Below are 17,310 nucleotides of genomic sequence, written 5' to 3' on the forward strand. Positions count from 1 at the left end.
TAGTCAGCCCCGGGAGTTCACGTAGTTGCGTTCGCAGCCAGCTTGATGACTGAACGAGTCAGCAACGTAAACCCTTTGGATCCATGTCAAAGCAACGACGCCAACAAAGGGGCGGCGAACAGGTTGAGCAGCCCGGTCAGCACCATCACCAGCCCCGCCACCGAGCCTTCTTCGCCCCCCACTTCATGGGCACGACTCACCCCGGCGCCATGGGCGCCAACCCCGAACAACGCGCCGCGCGCCAGGGCGCTGCGCAGGGGCAGCCACTTGAGCAGCACACCGCCGAGCATCGCGCCGAACACCCCGGTGAACATCACGAAAACCGCTGTCAGTTCAGGCACGCCACCCAGGTCCTGCGCCAGTGGCATGGCGAAGGGCGTGGTGATCGAACGCGGCACCAGCGACAGCGTTACCGAACTGTCCAGCGCCAACAGTTTCGCCAGACCGAACGAAGTACCGATCGACGCTGCGCTGCCCGCCAGCATGCCCAGCAACAACGCCGACCAGTGCCGGACCAGCAACCGCCGCTGCTGCCAGATCGGCACGGCAAACGCCACAGTCACCGGGCCGAGTACCAGCATCAGCCAATGGGTGTTGCTGGAGTATTCGGCATACGCGGTGTGCAACGGCACCGCCACGGCCAGCAGCAGCGCCGGCACCAGGATCAATGGAGAGAGCAGATAGCGTCCGGTCCGACGATACAGCCAGCGGCTGAACAGATAAGCCAGCAAGGTGAAGGACAGCCAGAACATCGGCATCAGTTCAAGCTTCATGGGACCGCCTCAGGCGCACCGCCAGTTCTACCGTGAAGGCCGTCACCAGCATCACCATCAGCGTGCTGGCGCCGATCACCAGGGCGATCCGCCAGCCGTCGTTGCGCAACATCGCGCCGTAGTCGAGCAGGCTCATCAAGGCCGGGATGAAAAACAGCAGCATCTCGGCCATCAACAACCCCGCCCCCAATTGCAGCGCCGCCGGTTTCACCCAGCCGGCGGCGAACGCCAGCAGCAACAGCGCCATGCCGATCACCCCGCCAGGAATCGGCCACCCCAGCCACGCGCCAATCTGGCACCCGAGCAGGTAAAGACCAAGCAGCACGGCCAGTTCGGCGAGCAGACGGGAAAGGTGTTTGAGCGTTGAAGATTTCATGGGGGGACTCCTGACAGGCGTCCATTTTACGAAGCGCGCTGCCATCCCCGAAGCGAATTGTTAGACTCGAAGCCATTCCAATCTGGAATTACCCACATGGATTTCAAACAACTGCGCAGCTTCGTCGAAGTCATGCATCAAGGCGGCTTCACCCAAGCGGCGAAAACCCTGCACATCAGTCAGTCGGCGGTGAGCAAACAGGTCGCGCAACTGGAGCAGAGCCTGGGCACGCCGCTGCTCGAACGGCTCGGCTCGCAACTGCGCCTGACGGCCGCCGGCAGCGTGGTGCTGCAACGGGCCGAGGGCATGCTGCGCCTGCGCAATGAATTGCTCAGCGAGCTGGACGATCTCAGCCACCTGGCGCGGGGCGAGCTGCGACTCGGGCTGCCATTGCTGGGCAGCGATGCGTTGTTTGCCGGGCTGTTCGCCGAATACCGCCGACGCTATCCGAACATCAGCATCCAGTTGCTCGAAGGCGGCAGCCGCAATATCGAGCAGGCGGTGTTGAGTGGCGAACTGGAACTGGGCGGCGGCCTGTTGCCGAAAGATCCGCAGTTCGACTGCCAGCCGTTCTGCGACGAACCGCTGGATGCGTTGCTGCCGGTGGATCATCCGTTGGCGGGGAAAGGTGAAATCGGCCTGGAGGAACTGGCCGACACGCCCTTCCTGCTGTATCAGCGCAGCTTCGTCCTCAACGACCGCTTGCTCCAGGCCTGCCAGCAACTGGGCTTCACCCCGAAGGAAGGCGGGCGCAGCGGCCAGGCTGATTTCCTCGCGGCGCTGGTGGCCGCCGGCCAAGGCGTGGTGCTGCTGCCCAGCGTGGTCGCGCGTGGCCTGGTGCGACCGGGCGTTGTGCGCCTGACCTTGCGCGCGCCGGATTACCTGCGCTGGGACATCGCCTTCATCTGGCGCCACGGTGCCTATCTGTCGAAGGCGGCGCAGGCCTGGCTGGCGTTGCTGCGTGAACCCGCGATCAGCCCTTGAGTGCGGCGATCAACTGCGCCAGCCATGGCTCGGCGTCGGTTTCCGGGGTGACACTTTCGCTGGCGTCCAGACGCAGCATGTCCTGGACTTCGCGCAGGCCCAGTTCGCCGAACAGTTCGCGCATTTGCTCGCCACCGCCGCAGAAGGTGTCGCCGTAGCTGGCATCACCCAGCGCGATGACCGCACCCGGCATGCCACGCCAGGCAGCCGGCAATTGATCGCGCAGGGTCGAGTACAGCGGTTGCAGATTGTCCGGCAGCTCACCCATGCCAGTGGTCGAGGTCACCGCGAGAAACGCTTCGGGGCCGAAAGCCTGGATGTCCGCCAGACTCGCGCGGGCGTTGTAGAAGGTTTCGAAACCGGCGGCTTTCAACAGGCTCTGGGCATGACGGGCGACTTCTTCGGCCGTGCCGTAGACCGAGCCGGAAAGGATGGCGACTTTCATCAATCTGATCCTGAAACTGAAAAAAAGAGCGGCGATATTAACAGCCGTAACGACAAAGTTGCGATTGGCTCTCAACTGACGCTGATAGCCAGTAGACAGCACCGGGCGATCTTCTAGAATGCCTGTCACCGCCCACCTTGAACGGATTCAGAGATGATTAATGCCAGCCTGCTGCAAATGGTGATCAACGCGTCGAACGATGGAATCGTGGTCGCTGAAAAGGAAGGCGACCAGGACAACATCCTGATTTACGTGAACCCGGCGTTCGAACGTCTGACCGGTTACACCAGCGAGGAAATCCTCTATCAGGACTGCCGTTTTCTCCAGGCCGGAGATCGCGATCAGGCAAACCTGGGGCTGATTCGTGACACACTGCAGAACGGCGGATCGTGCCGCGAGATCCTGCGCAACTATCGCAAGGACGGCACGCCGTTCTGGAATGAACTGTCGCTGTCGACGGTGAACGCAGACGACGGCCAGACTTATTTCGTCGGCGTACAAAAGGACGTCACGGTGCAGGTCAAGGCGCAGCAGCGGGTGGTACAGCTTGAGGCGCAGGTGGCGGCACTGGAAGCCGAACTCGCCGCCCTCAAAGCGACGAACGGCGCAAACAAAACTGCGAACTAATGGTCATTAACTACAATCACCAATAGCTTTGTAACTATTTCTTTCGAGTTGACCATGCAACGCGACGCCCTCCTTACCCAGGACGAGCTGGATTTCATCCAGACCATGCAGCACAACCCGCAACTCAATGTGCGGGATGCGACGTCGAGTCTGCTGGTCAACGGCGGTTCGCAGATCCGCGACCTGCTCACGCGCCTCGCCGCCCATGAAGGCGTGACGATCCAGGCCAACTTCGACAATCACAAAATGACCTTCCCGCTGTCGCTGGTCGAGGACGAGTTCCACGCCATGCATTTGCGCCTGGGCGTGCCGAGCATTTACGAAGATGGCCCGATGGTTCGCCCATGGCGCCTGGCACTGGAAGAGCCGGTGGCTCTGGAAAACGCCAAGGGGCAGCCGGGGACGTTATGGGTGCATGAGGTTTCGCACAAAGGTGTGCTGCTGGAAGTGCGCAACAAGACCAAGGCACCGAAGCATTTCGCCCTGTGGTTCAGCCCGTCGGGTTATGAGCGGATTTCCCTGCGCGGTACGTTCGAACGGGAAACCGAAAACGGCTTCTACGCCTATGAACTGAGCCAGACCGACGCCGATGAAACCGAGCGTCTGCGCCAGTTCATCCTGCAGCAACACCGCCTGACCCATCCTGCCCTGCACACCTGAGTTTCAGGTATCGAGGGCACCCGCCAGAAACTGCACCATGCGCTGGCGCATGGTCGCGCCTTCATTGCCCAGGCAAGCCACTGACGATCCGGCCAGGCTGTCCTGCACCAGGTCGGACGCATCGCCTGCCAGCATCAGCTGACAATCCAGACTCAACGCCAGCCGGTTCAGACGCCGTGGCAGTTCAGGGCCGGGTGCGTGATTGGAAAACAGCACCAGCGCCTGTGGCTTGATCTTTTCGCAGACCAGTGTCAGCTCGTCGAACGGCTGGCCGGTGGTCAGCACGCGAACACCCGAGTCGTTGTCGCTCAGAAACAGCGCCGCCACCAGCAGCTCCAGCTCACGGCATTGCCCGGACAGGGCACTGACAATCACCCGGCGCGGCTGCGAGCCACGCAGCATGATGATCCGGTGCAGCACCCGCGCCCGCAGGAAGCCGTCGAAGAACAACCATTCGCTGGTCTGTCCGAACGCCTCCTGGCGTTGCAGCAATTGCAGCCACAACGGCATCAGGATGTCCTGGAACACTACGGGCAAGGGATAGGAAGAAAAAATCTGTCCGTAGACCCGGTCCAGTTCCTGATCGTCGAACGAACTGACCGCCCGCTGGATCTGTTCCTGCCATTGCAGGTAATCCGCCTGCACCTGGTCGTCGGAAATGATGTTCGCCAGGACCTTGCGCGGTTCGGTCTTCGCCAGGATCTTGCCGACCTTGCTCACCGCCACACCGCGATCGATCCAGTCGACAATGCTGCGCACGTGCTCGATATCGGTCATCGAATACAACCTGTGCCCACTTTCGGTGCGCGTCGGCTGGATCAGACCATAGCGTCGTTCCCAGGCACGTAACGTCACCGGGTTCACGCCAGTGAGCCGGGCCACTTCGCGGATGGGGAAAAGATCGACGCGATCAAGCGCAACAGGAGCCTCGGAATCAGGACGGATATCGGCAATGACAGGCATATGTACGTACACGTCCACTCGGCGTATTTGGATCCCATTCTACTCCTGATGCCCCATACCGATTCAAGCGCTGAACGGGTGCGGACGTCTGGAATTCGATCACCGGAATCAGGAATAATCCTTGCTTGTCAAAAAGCGCAGCCCAGCACCCCGGCGCTGCGTCAGGCGAAACTCTTATCCGGAGCGACGCCCCCGAAATACGGAGATACACAATGTCTACTTCCCCCGTCACGCTGATGGTTGCGCGTCGCGTCGCCGACGGCCGCTATCAGGACCTGATTGCCTGGCTGCGCGAAGGCGAGCAACTGGCGACCGACTTCCCCGGTTATCTCGGCTCCGGCGTGCTGGCACCGCCGCCCGGCGATAACGAATTCCAGATCATTTTCCGCTTCGTCGACGAACACACATTGCACGCCTGGGAACACTCCGCGTCACGCACGGCCTGGCTGGCCCGCGGCAGTGACCTGTTCGCCCATCCCAAAGAGCATCGCGTCAGCGGCATCGAAGGCTGGTTCGGCGCAGCCGGTCAACGTCCGCCACGCTGGAAACAGGCCGTGGCGATCTGGCTGGCGTTCTTCCCGGTGTCCCTGCTGTTCAACTTCGTCCTCGGCCCGCTGCTCGCAGAGATGAGCCTGCTGCCACGGGTGTTCGTCAGTACCCTGTGCCTGACACCGTTGATGGTTTACTTCTTCATTCCGCTGTCGACCCGGTTGCTGGCCAACTGGCTGAACGGCACGCCTGTACGTCAGTTGCCGGCCGCGCCTTCGGCACAGAACCGGTAAAGCGATCGCCGGCGCGTTTGACGCGACAGCTCCTGCGGGTTCTACATCACCTGATGCAGGAGCTGTCGGCAATCTTTTGAAGCGTCTCGCTGTTATAGTTTTTGCACCCACCGCGACGCGAGCCGTTCATGACCACATCCTCCGCCCCGATCCTGATCACCGGCGCCGGCCAGCGTGTCGGCCTGCATTGCGCGCAGCGCTTGCTCGAGGACGGCCATCGAGTGATCTTCACCTATCGCAGCGAGCGCCCCGGTGTGCAGGCGTTACGCGATCTCGGCGCTATCGGCGTGTTCGCCGACTTCTCCAGCGAAGCGACGATCCTGGCCTTCATCACCGAATTGAAGACCCGCACCGACAGCCTGCGGGCCATCATCCACAACGCGTCCGAATGGCTGGAGGAAACCCCGGGCGGTGAAGCCGAGGCCTTCACCCGCATGGTCAACATTCACATGCTGGCGCCGTATCTGATCAACCTGCACTGCGCCGAGCTGCTGCAACATTCAAACCCGGCCGACATCATCCACATCAGCGATGACGTCACACGCAAGGGCAGCAGCAAACACATCGGTTATTGCGCCAGCAAGGCCGGGCTCGACAGCCTGACCCTGTCCTTCGCCGCGCGCTATGCGCCGGCAATCAAGGTCAACGGCATCGCGCCGGCCCTGCTATTGTTCAATCCCGACGACGACGCGGCATACCGCGCCAAGGCACTGGCAAAGTCGGCGCTGGGCATCGAGCCCGGCAGCGACGTGATCTACCAGAGCCTGCGTTATCTGCTCGACAACCCTTATGTCACCGGCACCACCCTGACCGTCAACGGCGGGCGGCACGTCAAGTAAAACCGCCCAGCGAGGATGTTCCATGAGCCTGTCCCTGCCCGAGAACTATCGTGAAATCCTGATCGGCCTCGGCGAAAATCCCGACCGCGAAGGTTTGCTCGACACGCCGCTGCGTGCAGCCAAGGCCATGCAATACCTGTGTCACGGTTATGGGCAGAGCGTCGACGACATCGTCAATGGCGCGCTGTTTGCCTCCGACTCCGACGAGATGATCATCGTCGCCGACATCGAGCTGTACTCGTTGTGCGAGCATCACCTGCTGCCCTTCATCGGCAAGGCCCATGTGGCTTATATTCCGACGGGCAAGGTGTTGGGGCTGTCGAAGATCGCACGGCTGGTGGACATGTTCGCCCGCCGCCTGCAGATTCAGGAAAACCTCACCCGCCAGATCGCCGACGCGATCCAGCAAGTCACCGAGGCCGCCGGAGTCGCGGTGGTCATCGAAGCCCGGCACATGTGCATGATGATGCGCGGTGTCGAGAAACAGAATTCGACCATGAACACCTCGGTCATGCTCGGCGCCTTTCGCGAGTCGAGCAACACCCGCCAGGAGTTCCTGCAATTGATTGGACGGAGCAAGTAAATGCCACAACTTCAACCGGGAATGGCGCGCATCCGGGTCAAGGATCTGCGCCTGCGCACCTTTATCGGGATCAACGAAGACGAGATCCTCAACAAGCAGGACGTGCTGATCAACCTGACCATCCTGTACGCCGCGCAAGAGGCGGTGCGGGACAACGACATCGACCACGCCCTCAATTACCGCACCATCACCAAGGCGATCATCGCCCACGTAGAGGGCAACCGCTTCGCCCTGCTCGAACGCCTGACCCAGGAGCTGCTGGATCGGGTGATGGCCAATGAGTCGGTGCTGTACGCCGAGGTCGAAGTCGACAAGCCACACGCCTTGCGCTTTGCCGAGTCGGTGTCGATTACGCTGGCGGCGAGCCGCTGAACGAGTCTGGCGCATCAGCCGCCAGGCTTTTATCATCCGCGCCACGATTTGACTGCACAGAGCCCATCATGACCGAGCAACAACGCCTCGAACTCGAAGCCGCCGCTTTCCGCCGGCTGGTCGCCCATCTGGACAGCCGCAAGGACGTGCAGAACATCGACCTGATGAACCTCTCCGGGTTCTGCCGCAACTGCCTGTCCAAGTGGTACAAAGCGGCGGCCGACGAGCGCCAGATCGAGGTCAGCCTTGATGACGCCCGTGAAGTGGTTTACGGCATGCCGTACGCCGACTGGAAAGCCCAATTTCAGCAAGAAGCCAGCGCCGAACAACAAGCGGCGTTCGCCAAAGGAAAACCCAATGAGTGATCTGAACACCCTGCGCGCCAGCCTCAAGAGCGGCGAACATGCCTTCGCCGATACCCTGGCATTCATTGCCGCCGGCTACGACTACCAGCCTCAGGCGTTCAACAACGGCGGCGTGGAAAACGCGGCCGGGCAGAACGAAGGCTCGTGCAAGACCCTCGGCCTGGCCCTGCTGGAAGGCCTGAGCGATGAAGAAGCCTTGCTGGCATTCGGCGAGCACTACCGTTCGGTGGTTGCGACGCCTGAAGGCAGCGACCATGGCAATATCCGCGCGTTGATCCAGCACGGGCTGGCCGGTGTGAAATTCACCGCACAACCGCTGACCCGCCGCTGAGTTTCATCTCCCGCAGGCATCTGCGGGCACAAAAAAACCGGCCGAAGCCGGTTTTTTTGTGCCTGGGATCTTAGAACGAAGCGTTCTGCAGACCGTCCAGGTAACGCTCGGTGTCCAGTGCCGCCATGCAGCCGGCGCCGGCCGAGGTGATGGCCTGACGGTAAACGTGGTCGGCCACGTCACCGGCGGCGAAGATGCCTTCGACGTTGGTCGCGGTGGCGTTGCCTTCACGGCCGCCCTGAACCACCAGGTAACCATCCTTCAATTCCAGCTGACCTTCGAACAGCGACGTGTTCGGGGTGTGGCCGATGGCGATGAACACGCCGTCAACCTTGATTTCATCGAAGCTGCCGTCGTTGTTCTTCAGGCGCGCACCGGTCACGCCCATGTTGTCGCCCAGCACTTCGTCCAGGGTCGCGTTCAGCTTCAGCTCGATCTTGCCTTCGGCAACGCGGGCGTTGAGCTTGTCGATCAGGATCTTCTCGGCGCGGAACGTTTCGCGACGGTGAATCAGAGTGACCTTGCTGGCGATGTTGGCCAGGTACAGGGCTTCTTCAACAGCGGTGTTGCCGCCGCCTACCACAGCCACTGGCTTGTTGCGGTAGAAGAAACCGTCGCAGGTCGCGCAGGCCGAAACGCCTTTGCCCATGAACGCTTCTTCCGACGGCAGGCCCAGGTAACGGGCGCTGGCGCCAGTGGCGATGATCAGCGCGTCGCAGGTGTAGGTGCCGCTGTCGCCGGTCAGGCTGTACGGTTTGGAAGCGAAGTCCACGGCGTTGATGTGATCGAAGACGATCTCGGTTTCAAAGCGCTCGGCGTGCTCGCGCATCCGCTCCATCAGCACCGGACCGGTCAGGCCATGGACGTCGCCCGGCCAGTTATCGACTTCGGTGGTGGTGGTCAGTTGACCACCAGCCTGCATGCCGGTGATCAGCAGTGGCTTGAGGTTGGCACGGGCCGCGTAGACCGCTGCGCTGTAACCGGCAGGACCGGAACCGAGAATGATCACTCGCGAATGACGGACTTCAGACATGAATCTGCTCCTGTTGACCGACCAGGACACCTGGCGCGGACGCCGGACGGCCGGCGGAATAAAAAAGGACTGTTGAAAGCCTTGGGGAAGGCTTGGGCACGACAGTCCTGTAAAAAGTTGGGTGCAGCGTATCGAGGGGGGCAAGATTAAGGAAATACGGTTTAACAATCCAGCTCATAGGTGGTCTCTATGCGGACACACTGACGAGATGGACGTCTTTGTTACAGTGAATGTCGATCCCGCCGCCACGCTTTCACAGGCCTGGCAAAGTCGGTAAGGTCGGCGCGTTTTCCCTTGTTCGGAGCACCTTATGCCCGCCCCTGTCCTGTCCGGCCCGCAATACCTGCGCGAAGGCCTCAAACTGGTTCTCAGCCCCGGCCTGCGCCTGTTCGTGCTGCTGCCGCTGGCAATCAACCTGGTGCTGTTCGTCGGATTGATCTATCTGGCCGGCCACCAGTTCAGCCTGTGGGTCGACACCCTGATGCCATCGCTGCCCGACTGGCTGAGTTTCCTCAGCTACATCCTGTGGCCACTGTTTGTGGTGCTGGTGCTGTTGATGGTGTTTTTCACCTTCACCCTGCTCGCGAATGTCATCGCTGCACCGTTCAACGGTTTCCTCGCGGAAAAAGTCGAGGTTGTGGTACGCGGCACGGACGATTTCCCGGCTTTCAGCTGGGGCGAACTGATCGCCATGATCCCGCGCACGCTGACCCGGGAGATGCGCAAGCTCGGCTACTTCCTGCCTCGGGCGATCGGCCTGTTCATCCTGTCGTTCATCCCGATGGTGAACATCGTCGCCGCACCGCTGTGGCTGCTGTTCGGCGTGTGGATGATGGCAATCCAGTACATCGACTACCCGGCGGACAACCACAAGCTGGGCTGGAACGAGATGCTCGCCTGGCTGCGGCAGAAACGCTGGCAGAGCATGAGCTTCGGCGGGATCGTTTATCTGGCGCTGCTGATTCCGGTGGTCAACATCCTGATGATGCCCGCTGCCGTTGCCGGCGCGACCTTGTTCTGGGTGCGCGAGCGCGGGGCCGAGAATCTGGTGACCACTGCGTGATCCGGCGCTGAGCCGGTCACAAATCCATCATCCCGACGTCACAAGCGCGACATGGCCTCAGCCGACACTGAGGTCATGACGACAGCTCTGCATATCACTCTGATCAGCGAAACCTTCCCACCGGAAATCAACGGCGTGGCCAATACCCTTGGCCGCTTGTGCGACGGTTTGCGCGCGCGCGGACATCGGGTGGAACTGGTGCGGCCCCGTCAGGGCGACGATCCGCAGCGCAGTGAAGACGACGCGCTGCTGTTGTGTCGCGGCTGGCCGTTGCCGGGTTATCCGGGGCTGCAATGGGGCCAGTCGTCGATGCACAAGCTGCTGCGCCGCTGGAAGCGTCAGCGTCCGGACGTGCTGTACATCGCCACCGAAGGCCCGCTGGGATTGTCGGCATTGCGCGCGGCACGTCGCCTGGGGATTGCGGTGGTCAGCGGCTTTCACACCAACTTCCAGCAATACACCCATCAGTACGGCCTCAGCCTGCTGACCCGTTTGCTCACCCATTACCTGCGCTGGTTTCACAATCGCTCGGCCCTGACTCTGGTGCCGAGCGCCAGCCAGCGCATGGAACTGGAGCGCCGACACTTCGAGCGTCTGGCGTTGCTGTCGCGTGGGGTCGACAGCCAGTTGTTCCATCCGGCCAAACGCCTGAACGCCCTGCGTGAGCAATGGGGTCTGGGCGAGCAGGACATTGCGGTGATTCACGTAGGACGCCTGGCCCCGGAGAAGAATCTCGGCCTGCTCAAGCGCTGCTTCGACACACTGCGCAGCACTTATCCACAGCACAATCTGAAACTGATCGTGGTCGGCGACGGCCCGCAGCGCACGACGCTGGAAAAGCAATTGCCCGAAGCGATCTTCTGCGGTTCGCAGCGCGGCGAAGCGCTGGCGGCGCACTATGCGTCGGGGGATGTGTTTCTGTTTCCGAGCCTGACCGAAACCTTCGGCAACGTCGTGCTGGAAGCGCTGGCCTCAGGCCTTGGCGTGGTGGCTTACGATCAGGCTGCAGCGGCTCAGCACATTCGCCATGGCTACAACGGCGTGCTGGCGATGCCGGGGGACGAAGAAGCGTTCTGCGATGCGGCGGCGTGGTTGCTGGAAGAGCAGGAAACCCTGCGTTGCGTGCGACTGAATGCGCGCCAGCATGCGAGCCGCCAGGGTTGGGCGACGATCATCGAGCAGTTTGAAAGTCATCTGCGCGGAGCATGCGTGGGGGAGCAGGTGCTGCCGAATGCGCCGACGCTGCGCTGATGTTTCGCGGAGTCTGGAATAGCCTTCGCGGGCAAGCCCGCGAAGGGGTCGATGCCGATGTCGCTTAAACCAGCGTCATCAGCGCGTCACGGCTGAACGGCAGAATGTCCTGCTCGCGGCCTTCACGGACTTTCTGCGCCCAGTCCGGATCCACCAGCAGCGCACGCCCCACCGCCACCAGATCGAACTCGTCGTTGTTCAGCCGCTCCAGCAGTTTTTCCAGGCTGGCCGGCTGCGCCACCTTGTCGGTGTTGACCATGAATTGCAGGAACTCGCCATCCAGGCCAACGCTGCCGACGGTGATGGTCGGTTTGCCGGTCAGCTTGCGGGTCCAGCCCGCCAGGTTCAGCTCGGAACCGTCGAACTCCGGCTCCCAGAAACGGCGGGTCGAGCAGTGGAAAATATCGACGCCAGCGTCAGACAGCGGCTTGAGGAACTCGCCCAGCGCCTCCGGGGTTTGCACCAGACGCGCGGTGTAGTCCTGCTGCTTCCACTGCGAGAAACGGAAAATGATCGGGAAACCTTCGCCGACCGCAGCCCGTACGGCCTGGATCAGTTCGATGGCGAAACGCGAACGGTTGGCCAGGCTGCCACCGTATTCGTCAGTGCGCTGGTTGCTGCCTTCCCAGAAGAACTGGTCAATCAGGTAACCGTGGGCGCCGTGGATTTCCACGCCGTCCATGCCGATGCTCTGGGCATCCCTGGCCGCTTGGGCGAAAGCGCCGATCACGTCCTGGATATCCTGTTTGGTCATGCCGTGGACCACGACCTGACCGTCCTTGAGTTTTTCCGACGGGCCATAACCCGGCACGCTGGCGTCCGGCTCGGTGCCGATACGGCGAACGCTGCCGACGTGCCACAGTTGCGGAACGATCTTGCCACCCTCGGCATGTACCGCGTCGACGACTTTCTTCCAGCCGGCCAGCGCGGCTTCACCGTAGAAGTGCGGCACGTTCGGATAACCGTTGGACGCCTGGTGACCGACCGTGGTGCCTTCCGTGACGATCAGGCCGACTCCGGCGGCCGCGCGACGACGGTAGTACTCGATCACTTTGGAATTCGGCACGCCGCCCGGAGAAAACGAGCGGGTCATCGGCGCCATGACCACGCGGGTCGGCAGTTCGAGGGCACCGAGATGAAACGGTTTGAACAAGGCTTGAACGGGCATCGGAAAGCTCCACGAAAAGGTTATCGACGGGCAAAAGACATATGACGGCGATAATATGCGCGACGCAGCCGATCCGATAGCACTATTGATCTGAATGATTAAGGGTCAAAAGGCAGGCGAAAAAAATCGCAGCTCGATGGCTGCGATTTTTGCGGTTTCAGCCCAGGGCTTTTTCGATCGCGGCAATCACGCTCGGATCGTCCGGCGCCGTGCGCGGCGAGAATCGGGCCAACACGCGGCCGTCCTTGCCGAGCAGGAACTTCTCGAAATTCCAGGTGATGTCACCGGGAAACTCAGCGCCCTCGCCCGCCAACAGACGGTAGAGCTGATGACGTTCGTGGCCGTTGACTTCGAGCTTGCTGGACAACGGGAAGCTCACGCCATAGTTCAGACTGCAGAACTCCTGGATCTCCTGCTCCGAGCCCGGTTCCTGGCCGGCAAACTGATTGCACGGCAGGCCCAGCACGCTGAAGCCTTTGCCCTTGTATTGCTGATAGAGGTTTTCCAGCGCCGCGTACTGGGGCGTCAGGCCGCATTTGGAGGCGACGTTGACCACCAGCACGACTTGGCCCTTGAAGGGCGCCAGCGGTAGCTCCTGACCATCCAGGGCCTTCAACTTAAGGTCGTGAAAAGCACTCATGACGAACTCCAAGATTCCCGTGTTCTACTCGAAAACAGCCACCTGGCGAGAGTAGCAAGGATAGCCGCAGACTAAAAAGGCGCCCTCGGGCGCCTCTCCAGTTCTCTGAGCTTAGCGCAGAAAATCAGTGGTGATGGCCACCTTCGCCATGGACGTGACCATGAGCGATTTCTTCCTGGCTGGCGTCACGAATGTCGACGACCTTCACTTTGAAGTTCAGGCGCTGACCGGCCAGTGGGTGGTTGCCGTCGACGGTGACGTCGTCGCCGTCCAGGTCACGAATGGTGACGATCTGCATCTGGCCATCCGGCGCCGAAGCGTGGAACTGCATGCCGACTTCCAGCTCGTCGACGCCTTCGAACATGCTGCGGCTCAGGGTGCTGACCAGCTCGGCGGAGTATTCGCCGTAGGCGTCTTCCGGCTCGACGGCGACGCTCAGTTCGTCACCCTGGGTTTTGCCTTCCAGCGCCTTTTCCAGGCCCGGGATGATGTTGCCTGCGCCGTGCAGGTAAACCAGCGGAGCGCCGCCGGCGGAACTGTCGATGACCTCACCAGCGTCGTTGGTCAGGGTATAGTCGATGGAGACAGCCTTATTGGCGGCGATCAGCATGGGGCGAGACCTTTTGCATAAGAATGAAGAACGGACAAGTCTAAACAAGGATTTGCCCGAAAGCGAACACAACCCGGACAGACGGGATCAATTGGCCAGCGTGACAATCACCGGTTTCCATCAGGACGAGGACGGACACTGGGTCGCCGAGCTGTCCTGCGGCCACACCCAGCACCTGCGCCACCTGCCGCCGTGGCAATCCCGGGCCTGGGTCCTGGACCCTGTGCAACGCATTGAAAAAATAGGCCAACCCTTTGATTGCGGTTGGTGCGCACAAGGCTCGGTTAGCGATAACCTTGGCCCCTGAAAATCGGTAAAAGGCCAGCCATAGGGCCAATGCCGTTGCCATGCACCCTTAGAGAATCCGCATGCAGACTTTTTTTATCGCGCCCACCGATTTTGGTGTGGGTCTGACCTCCATCAGCCTCGGGCTGGTGCGTACCCTGGAGCGGGCCGGGCTGAAAGTCGGCTTCTTCAAACCGATCGCCCAGCCGCATCCGGGCGACACCGGCCCCGAGCGCTCCACCGAACTGGTGGCCCGCACCCACGGCCTGAAACCACCCAAGCCGCTGGGCCTGGCTCATGTCGAGCGGATGCTCGGCGACGGTCAACTCGATGAGCTGCTCGAAGAAATCATCACCCTCTACCAGCAGGCCGCCGTCGGCAAAGACGTGCTGATCGTCGAAGGCATGGTGCCGACCCGCGCCGCCAGTTACGCCGCGCGGGTCAACCTGCACCTGGCAAAAAGCCTAGATGCCGAGGTGATTTTGGTCTCGGCCCCGGAAAACGAAGTGCTGACCGAATTGTCCGGGCGCGTCGAGTTGCAGGCGCAACTGTTCGGTGGCCCGAAAGACCCGAAAGTGCTCGGTGTGATTCTCAACAAGGTCAAGACCGACGAGAGCATGGACGCCTTCGCCACGCGCCTGAAGGAACATTCGCCGTTGCTGCGCAGCGGCGATTTCCGCCTGCTCGGCTGCATTCCGTATCAGCCGGAGCTCAACGCCCCGCGCACCCGCGATGTGGCCGACCTGATGGGCGCGCAAGTGCTCAACGCCGGCGACTATGAAACCCGGCGCATGACCAAGATCATCATTTGCGCGCGCACCATGCGCAACACGGTCGAACTGCTCAAGCCCGGCGTGCTGGTGGTGACCCCGGGCGACCGCGACGACATCATCCTCGCCGTCAGCCTCGCGGCCATCAACGGCGTGCCGCTGGCCGGCCTGTTGCTGACCAGCGACACCCTGCCGGATCCACGCATCATGGACCTGTGCCGTGGCGCATTGCAGGCCGGGTTGCCGGTGCTGTCGGTGAGCACCGGTTCCTACGACACCGCCAACCTGCTCAACGGCCTGAACAAGGAAATCCCCGTCGATGACCGCGAGCGTGCGGAAATCATCACCGATTTCGTTGCCAGCCACCTCGACGCCAACTGGCTGCACCAGCGCTGCGGCACGCCACGGGAAATGCGCCTGTCGCCAGCGGTCTTCCGCTATCAACTGATCCAGCGTGCCCAGGCCGCCAACAAGCGCATCGTCCTGCCCGAAGGCAGCGAACCGTTCACCGTGCAAGCGGCGGCGATCTGCCAGGAACGCGGGATCGCCCGTTGCGTGTTGCTGGCCAAACCGGCGGACGTCGAAGCCGTGGCCCGCGCCCAAGGCATCGAGTTGCCGCCGGGACTGGAAATCCTCGATCCGGATCTGATCCGCGAGCGTTACGTCGAGCCGATGGTGGCTCTGCGCAAGAGCAAAAGCCTCAACGCGCCGATGGCCGAGCAGCAACTGGAAGACACTGTGGTGATCGGCACCATGATGCTGGCTCTGGATGAAGTCGACGGGCTGGTGTCGGGTGTCATCAACACCACCGCCAACACCATTCGCCCGGCCCTGCAACTGATCAAGACCGCGCCGGGCTGCACGCTCGTGTCATCGGTGTTCTTCATGCTGTTTGCCGAGGAGGTGCTGGTCTACGGCGACTGCGTGATGAACCCGCACCCGAGCGCCAGCGAACTGGCGGAGATTGCCCTGCAAAGCGCCGACTCGGCCGCTGCGTTCGGCATCACCCCGCGCGTGGCGATGATCAGTTACTCCAGCGGCGAGTCGGGCACTGACGAGGAAGTCGAGAAAGTCCGCGAGGCCACCCTGCTCGCCCACGAACAGCAACGTGCACTGCTGATCGACGGGCCGTTGCAGTACGACGCCGCCGCCAACGAAACCGTGGCCCGGCAACTGGCGCCGAACAGCCCGGTGGCCGGTCGCGCCACGGTGTTCGTGTTCCCCGACCTGAACACCGGCAACACCACCCACAAGGCCGTGCAACGCAGCGCCGATTGCGTGAGCCTTGGCCCGATGCTGCAAGGCCTGCGCAAACCGGTGAACGACTTGCCGCGCGGCGCGCAGGTCGATGACATCGTCTACACCATCGCCCTGACCGCCATTCAGGCCGCCAACCGACCTATGGATCTTTAAATGCTGGATTTTCTACCTGCACCGCTGCGGGGTGTGATCGCCTCGCTGCTGTTGGCGCTGAACACGATATTGCTGTGCTCGTTCCTGTTCTGTGTCGCGCTCGTCAAAGCGCTGCCGTTCGCCTTCACCCAACGAATCGCCGGCTGGCTGATGAGCCACACCCACGAAGCCTGGATCAGCAACAACAAGGGCTGGATGAATCTGGTGCGCCGCACCCGCTGGCACATCAGCGGCTTGCAGGGTCTGGACTACCGGCATTCGTACCTGATCACCAGCAACCACCAGAGCTGGGTCGACATTCTGGTGCTGCAATATGTGCTCAACCGGCGCATCCAGCCGCTGAAGTTTTTTCTCAAGCAGGAGTTGATCTGGGTGCCGGTCATTGGCCTGGCCTGGTGGGCGCTGGGCTTTCCGTTCATGAAGCGCTACTCCAAGGCGTACCTGGAAAAGCACCCGGAGAAGAAAGGCAAGGACCTGGAAACCACCCGCAAGACCTGTGCGAAGTTTCGTGACAACCCGGTGGGCATTTTCAACTTCGTCGAAGGCACGCGCTTCACCAAGGGCAAGCATGCCCAGCAGCAATCGCCGTTCAAATACCTGCTCAAGCCCAAGGCCGGCGGCATCGCGTTCGTGCTCGATGCCATGGGCGAGCAACTGGAGTCGATCGTCAACGTGACCATCCACTATCCGGGTGGACGTCCGGGGTTCTGGGACTTGTTGTGCGGCAACGTGCGCGATGTGGTGGTGCACTTCGAAGAACTGAAAATCCCGCCGGCGTTCATTGGCAAGAACTACGATCAGGACGGCGAATATCGCCTGCAGTTCCAGGGCTGGATCAATCAGCTGTGGCATGACAAGGATGCGCTGCTTGCGCAGATGCACCGGGAGTTCCCGGATCGCCACTGATCCGACAGTCGATCAAACAAAAAGCCCGCCGATGATTGCTCATCGGCGGGCTTTTTTGTCGGCCGCCAGCG

22 protein-coding genes are annotated in these 17,310 nt (G+C 61.7%); 14 read left to right on the forward strand and 8 right to left on the reverse strand.

Translation table 11 applies throughout. The annotated features are described in order from the left end of the window. Window positions 1-86: 86 nt before the first annotated feature. Both KVQ74_RS10065 and KVQ74_RS10070 read right to left on the reverse strand, forming a co-directional pair. Window positions 87-773, reverse strand: coding sequence for an LrgB family protein (locus KVQ74_RS10065; RefSeq protein WP_217830924.1), 687 nt, complete (start codon window positions 771-773; stop codon window positions 87-89). Continuing rightward, window positions 763-1,149 carry a CidA/LrgA family protein gene (locus tag KVQ74_RS10070; RefSeq protein WP_217830925.1) on the reverse strand — a complete coding sequence of 129 codons (387 nt, stop codon included), beginning with the start codon at window positions 1,147-1,149 and terminating at the stop codon, window positions 763-765. The genes KVQ74_RS10065 and KVQ74_RS10070 overlap by 11 nt, the downstream gene beginning before the upstream one ends. Before the next feature lie 96 nt (window positions 1,150-1,245). Here KVQ74_RS10070 and KVQ74_RS10075 point away from each other — a divergent pair, with 96 nt between their 5' ends. Next, entirely contained in the window at window positions 1,246-2,133 is an 888-nt protein-coding gene (locus tag KVQ74_RS10075; protein WP_217830926.1) for a LysR family transcriptional regulator, read from the forward strand. Here KVQ74_RS10075 and KVQ74_RS10080 read toward each other — a convergent pair. Continuing rightward, entirely contained in the window at window positions 2,123-2,578 is a 456-nt protein-coding gene (locus KVQ74_RS10080) for a flavodoxin (RefSeq protein ID WP_217830927.1), read from the reverse strand. The two genes, KVQ74_RS10075 and KVQ74_RS10080, sit on opposite strands and share 11 nt — an antisense overlap. A gap of 153 nt (window positions 2,579-2,731) precedes the next feature. Between KVQ74_RS10080 and KVQ74_RS10085 the strand changes: the two genes are divergently transcribed. Next, window positions 2,732-3,205, forward strand: coding sequence for a PAS domain-containing protein (locus KVQ74_RS10085; RefSeq protein WP_217830928.1), 474 nt, complete (start codon window positions 2,732-2,734; stop codon window positions 3,203-3,205). A 54-nt stretch (window positions 3,206-3,259) separates the two neighbouring features. Beyond that, window positions 3,260-3,865: a hypothetical protein gene (locus KVQ74_RS10090; protein ID WP_217830929.1), complete on the forward strand. Its 606-nt coding sequence runs from the start codon at window positions 3,260-3,262 to the stop codon at window positions 3,863-3,865. Between the two features lie 3 nt (window positions 3,866-3,868). On the opposite strand, the gene KVQ74_RS10095 is transcribed toward KVQ74_RS10090, so the two are convergent. Continuing rightward, window positions 3,869-4,828: a MerR family transcriptional regulator gene (locus KVQ74_RS10095; RefSeq protein WP_217830930.1), complete on the reverse strand. Its 960-nt coding sequence runs from the start codon at window positions 4,826-4,828 to the stop codon at window positions 3,869-3,871. A gap of 212 nt (window positions 4,829-5,040) precedes the next feature. Between KVQ74_RS10095 and KVQ74_RS10100 the strand changes: the two genes are divergently transcribed. From KVQ74_RS10100 to KVQ74_RS10125, 6 genes are all read left to right on the forward strand, one after another. Next, window positions 5,041-5,610: an antibiotic biosynthesis monooxygenase gene (locus KVQ74_RS10100; RefSeq protein ID WP_217830931.1), complete on the forward strand. Its 570-nt coding sequence runs from the start codon at window positions 5,041-5,043 to the stop codon at window positions 5,608-5,610. A 128-nt stretch (window positions 5,611-5,738) separates the two neighbouring features. Then, complete coding sequence (folM, locus tag KVQ74_RS10105) at window positions 5,739-6,449, forward strand: dihydromonapterin reductase (RefSeq protein WP_217830932.1); 711 nt, start codon at window positions 5,739-5,741, stop codon at window positions 6,447-6,449. A 22-nt stretch (window positions 6,450-6,471) separates the two neighbouring features. Then, window positions 6,472-7,032 carry a GTP cyclohydrolase I FolE gene (gene folE / locus KVQ74_RS10110; protein ID WP_217830933.1) on the forward strand — a complete coding sequence of 187 codons (561 nt, stop codon included), beginning with the start codon at window positions 6,472-6,474 and terminating at the stop codon, window positions 7,030-7,032. Continuing rightward, window positions 7,033-7,404, forward strand: coding sequence for a dihydroneopterin triphosphate 2'-epimerase (gene folX, locus KVQ74_RS10115; RefSeq protein WP_217830934.1), 372 nt, complete (start codon window positions 7,033-7,035; stop codon window positions 7,402-7,404). Window positions 7,405-7,472: 68 nt separating this feature from the next. Then, window positions 7,473-7,769, forward strand: a complete 297-nt coding sequence (locus KVQ74_RS10120) for a DUF1244 domain-containing protein (protein WP_217830935.1) — start codon at window positions 7,473-7,475, stop codon at window positions 7,767-7,769. Then, complete coding sequence (locus KVQ74_RS10125; protein WP_047299789.1) at window positions 7,762-8,100, forward strand: HopJ type III effector protein; 339 nt, start codon at window positions 7,762-7,764, stop codon at window positions 8,098-8,100. Before KVQ74_RS10120 ends, KVQ74_RS10125 begins: the two co-directional genes overlap by 8 nt. 70 nt (window positions 8,101-8,170) lie before the next feature. On the opposite strand, the gene trxB is transcribed toward KVQ74_RS10125, so the two are convergent. Next, complete coding sequence (gene trxB / locus KVQ74_RS10130) at window positions 8,171-9,133, reverse strand: thioredoxin-disulfide reductase (RefSeq protein WP_217830936.1); 963 nt, start codon at window positions 9,131-9,133, stop codon at window positions 8,171-8,173. A gap of 310 nt (window positions 9,134-9,443) precedes the next feature. On the opposite strand from trxB, the gene cysZ reads away from it, so the two are divergent. Together cysZ and KVQ74_RS10140 are read left to right on the forward strand one after the other, a co-directional pair. Continuing rightward, window positions 9,444-10,196: a sulfate transporter CysZ gene (cysZ, locus tag KVQ74_RS10135; protein WP_217830937.1), complete on the forward strand. Its 753-nt coding sequence runs from the start codon at window positions 9,444-9,446 to the stop codon at window positions 10,194-10,196. A 51-nt stretch (window positions 10,197-10,247) separates the two neighbouring features. Then, on the forward strand, window positions 10,248-11,447 hold the full coding sequence (locus KVQ74_RS10140) for a glycosyltransferase family 4 protein (protein WP_217830938.1): 1,200 nt from the start codon (window positions 10,248-10,250) through the stop codon (window positions 11,445-11,447). A 64-nt stretch (window positions 11,448-11,511) separates the two neighbouring features. Here KVQ74_RS10140 and KVQ74_RS10145 read toward each other — a convergent pair whose 3' ends face one another. The 3 genes from KVQ74_RS10145 to KVQ74_RS10155 all read right to left on the reverse strand — a co-directional run bounded on the left by KVQ74_RS10145 (window position 11,512) and on the right by KVQ74_RS10155 (window position 13,865). Then, window positions 11,512-12,615: an NADH:flavin oxidoreductase gene (locus KVQ74_RS10145; RefSeq protein WP_217830939.1), complete on the reverse strand. Its 1,104-nt coding sequence runs from the start codon at window positions 12,613-12,615 to the stop codon at window positions 11,512-11,514. 157 nt (window positions 12,616-12,772) lie between these two features. Beyond that, entirely contained in the window at window positions 12,773-13,255 is a 483-nt protein-coding gene (locus KVQ74_RS10150) for a glutathione peroxidase (RefSeq protein WP_217830940.1), read from the reverse strand. A 124-nt stretch (window positions 13,256-13,379) separates the two neighbouring features. Further along, window positions 13,380-13,865 carry an FKBP-type peptidyl-prolyl cis-trans isomerase gene (locus KVQ74_RS10155; RefSeq protein ID WP_217830941.1) on the reverse strand — a complete coding sequence of 162 codons (486 nt, stop codon included), beginning with the start codon at window positions 13,863-13,865 and terminating at the stop codon, window positions 13,380-13,382. On the opposite strand from KVQ74_RS10155, the gene KVQ74_RS10160 reads away from it, so the two are divergent. The 3 genes from KVQ74_RS10160 (at window position 13,864) to KVQ74_RS10170 (ending at window position 17,239) form a co-directional block, all read left to right on the forward strand. Next, window positions 13,864-14,172 (forward strand): DUF3565 domain-containing protein, encoded by a 309-nt coding sequence (locus tag KVQ74_RS10160; RefSeq protein WP_217831114.1) that lies wholly within the window; start codon window positions 13,864-13,866, stop codon window positions 14,170-14,172. The two genes, KVQ74_RS10155 and KVQ74_RS10160, sit on opposite strands and share 2 nt — an antisense overlap. A 61-nt stretch (window positions 14,173-14,233) precedes the next feature. Next, entirely contained in the window at window positions 14,234-16,333 is a 2,100-nt protein-coding gene (gene pta / locus KVQ74_RS10165; RefSeq protein ID WP_217830942.1) for a phosphate acetyltransferase, read from the forward strand. Further along, on the forward strand, window positions 16,334-17,239 hold the full coding sequence (locus KVQ74_RS10170) for an acyltransferase (RefSeq protein WP_217830943.1): 906 nt from the start codon (window positions 16,334-16,336) through the stop codon (window positions 17,237-17,239). It begins immediately after the preceding gene. Window positions 17,240-17,310 lie beyond the last annotated feature (71 nt).

Source organism: Pseudomonas botevensis (assembly GCF_019145475.1).
In the GTDB taxonomy this organism is placed as follows: domain Bacteria; phylum Pseudomonadota; class Gammaproteobacteria; order Pseudomonadales; family Pseudomonadaceae; genus Aquipseudomonas; species Aquipseudomonas botevensis.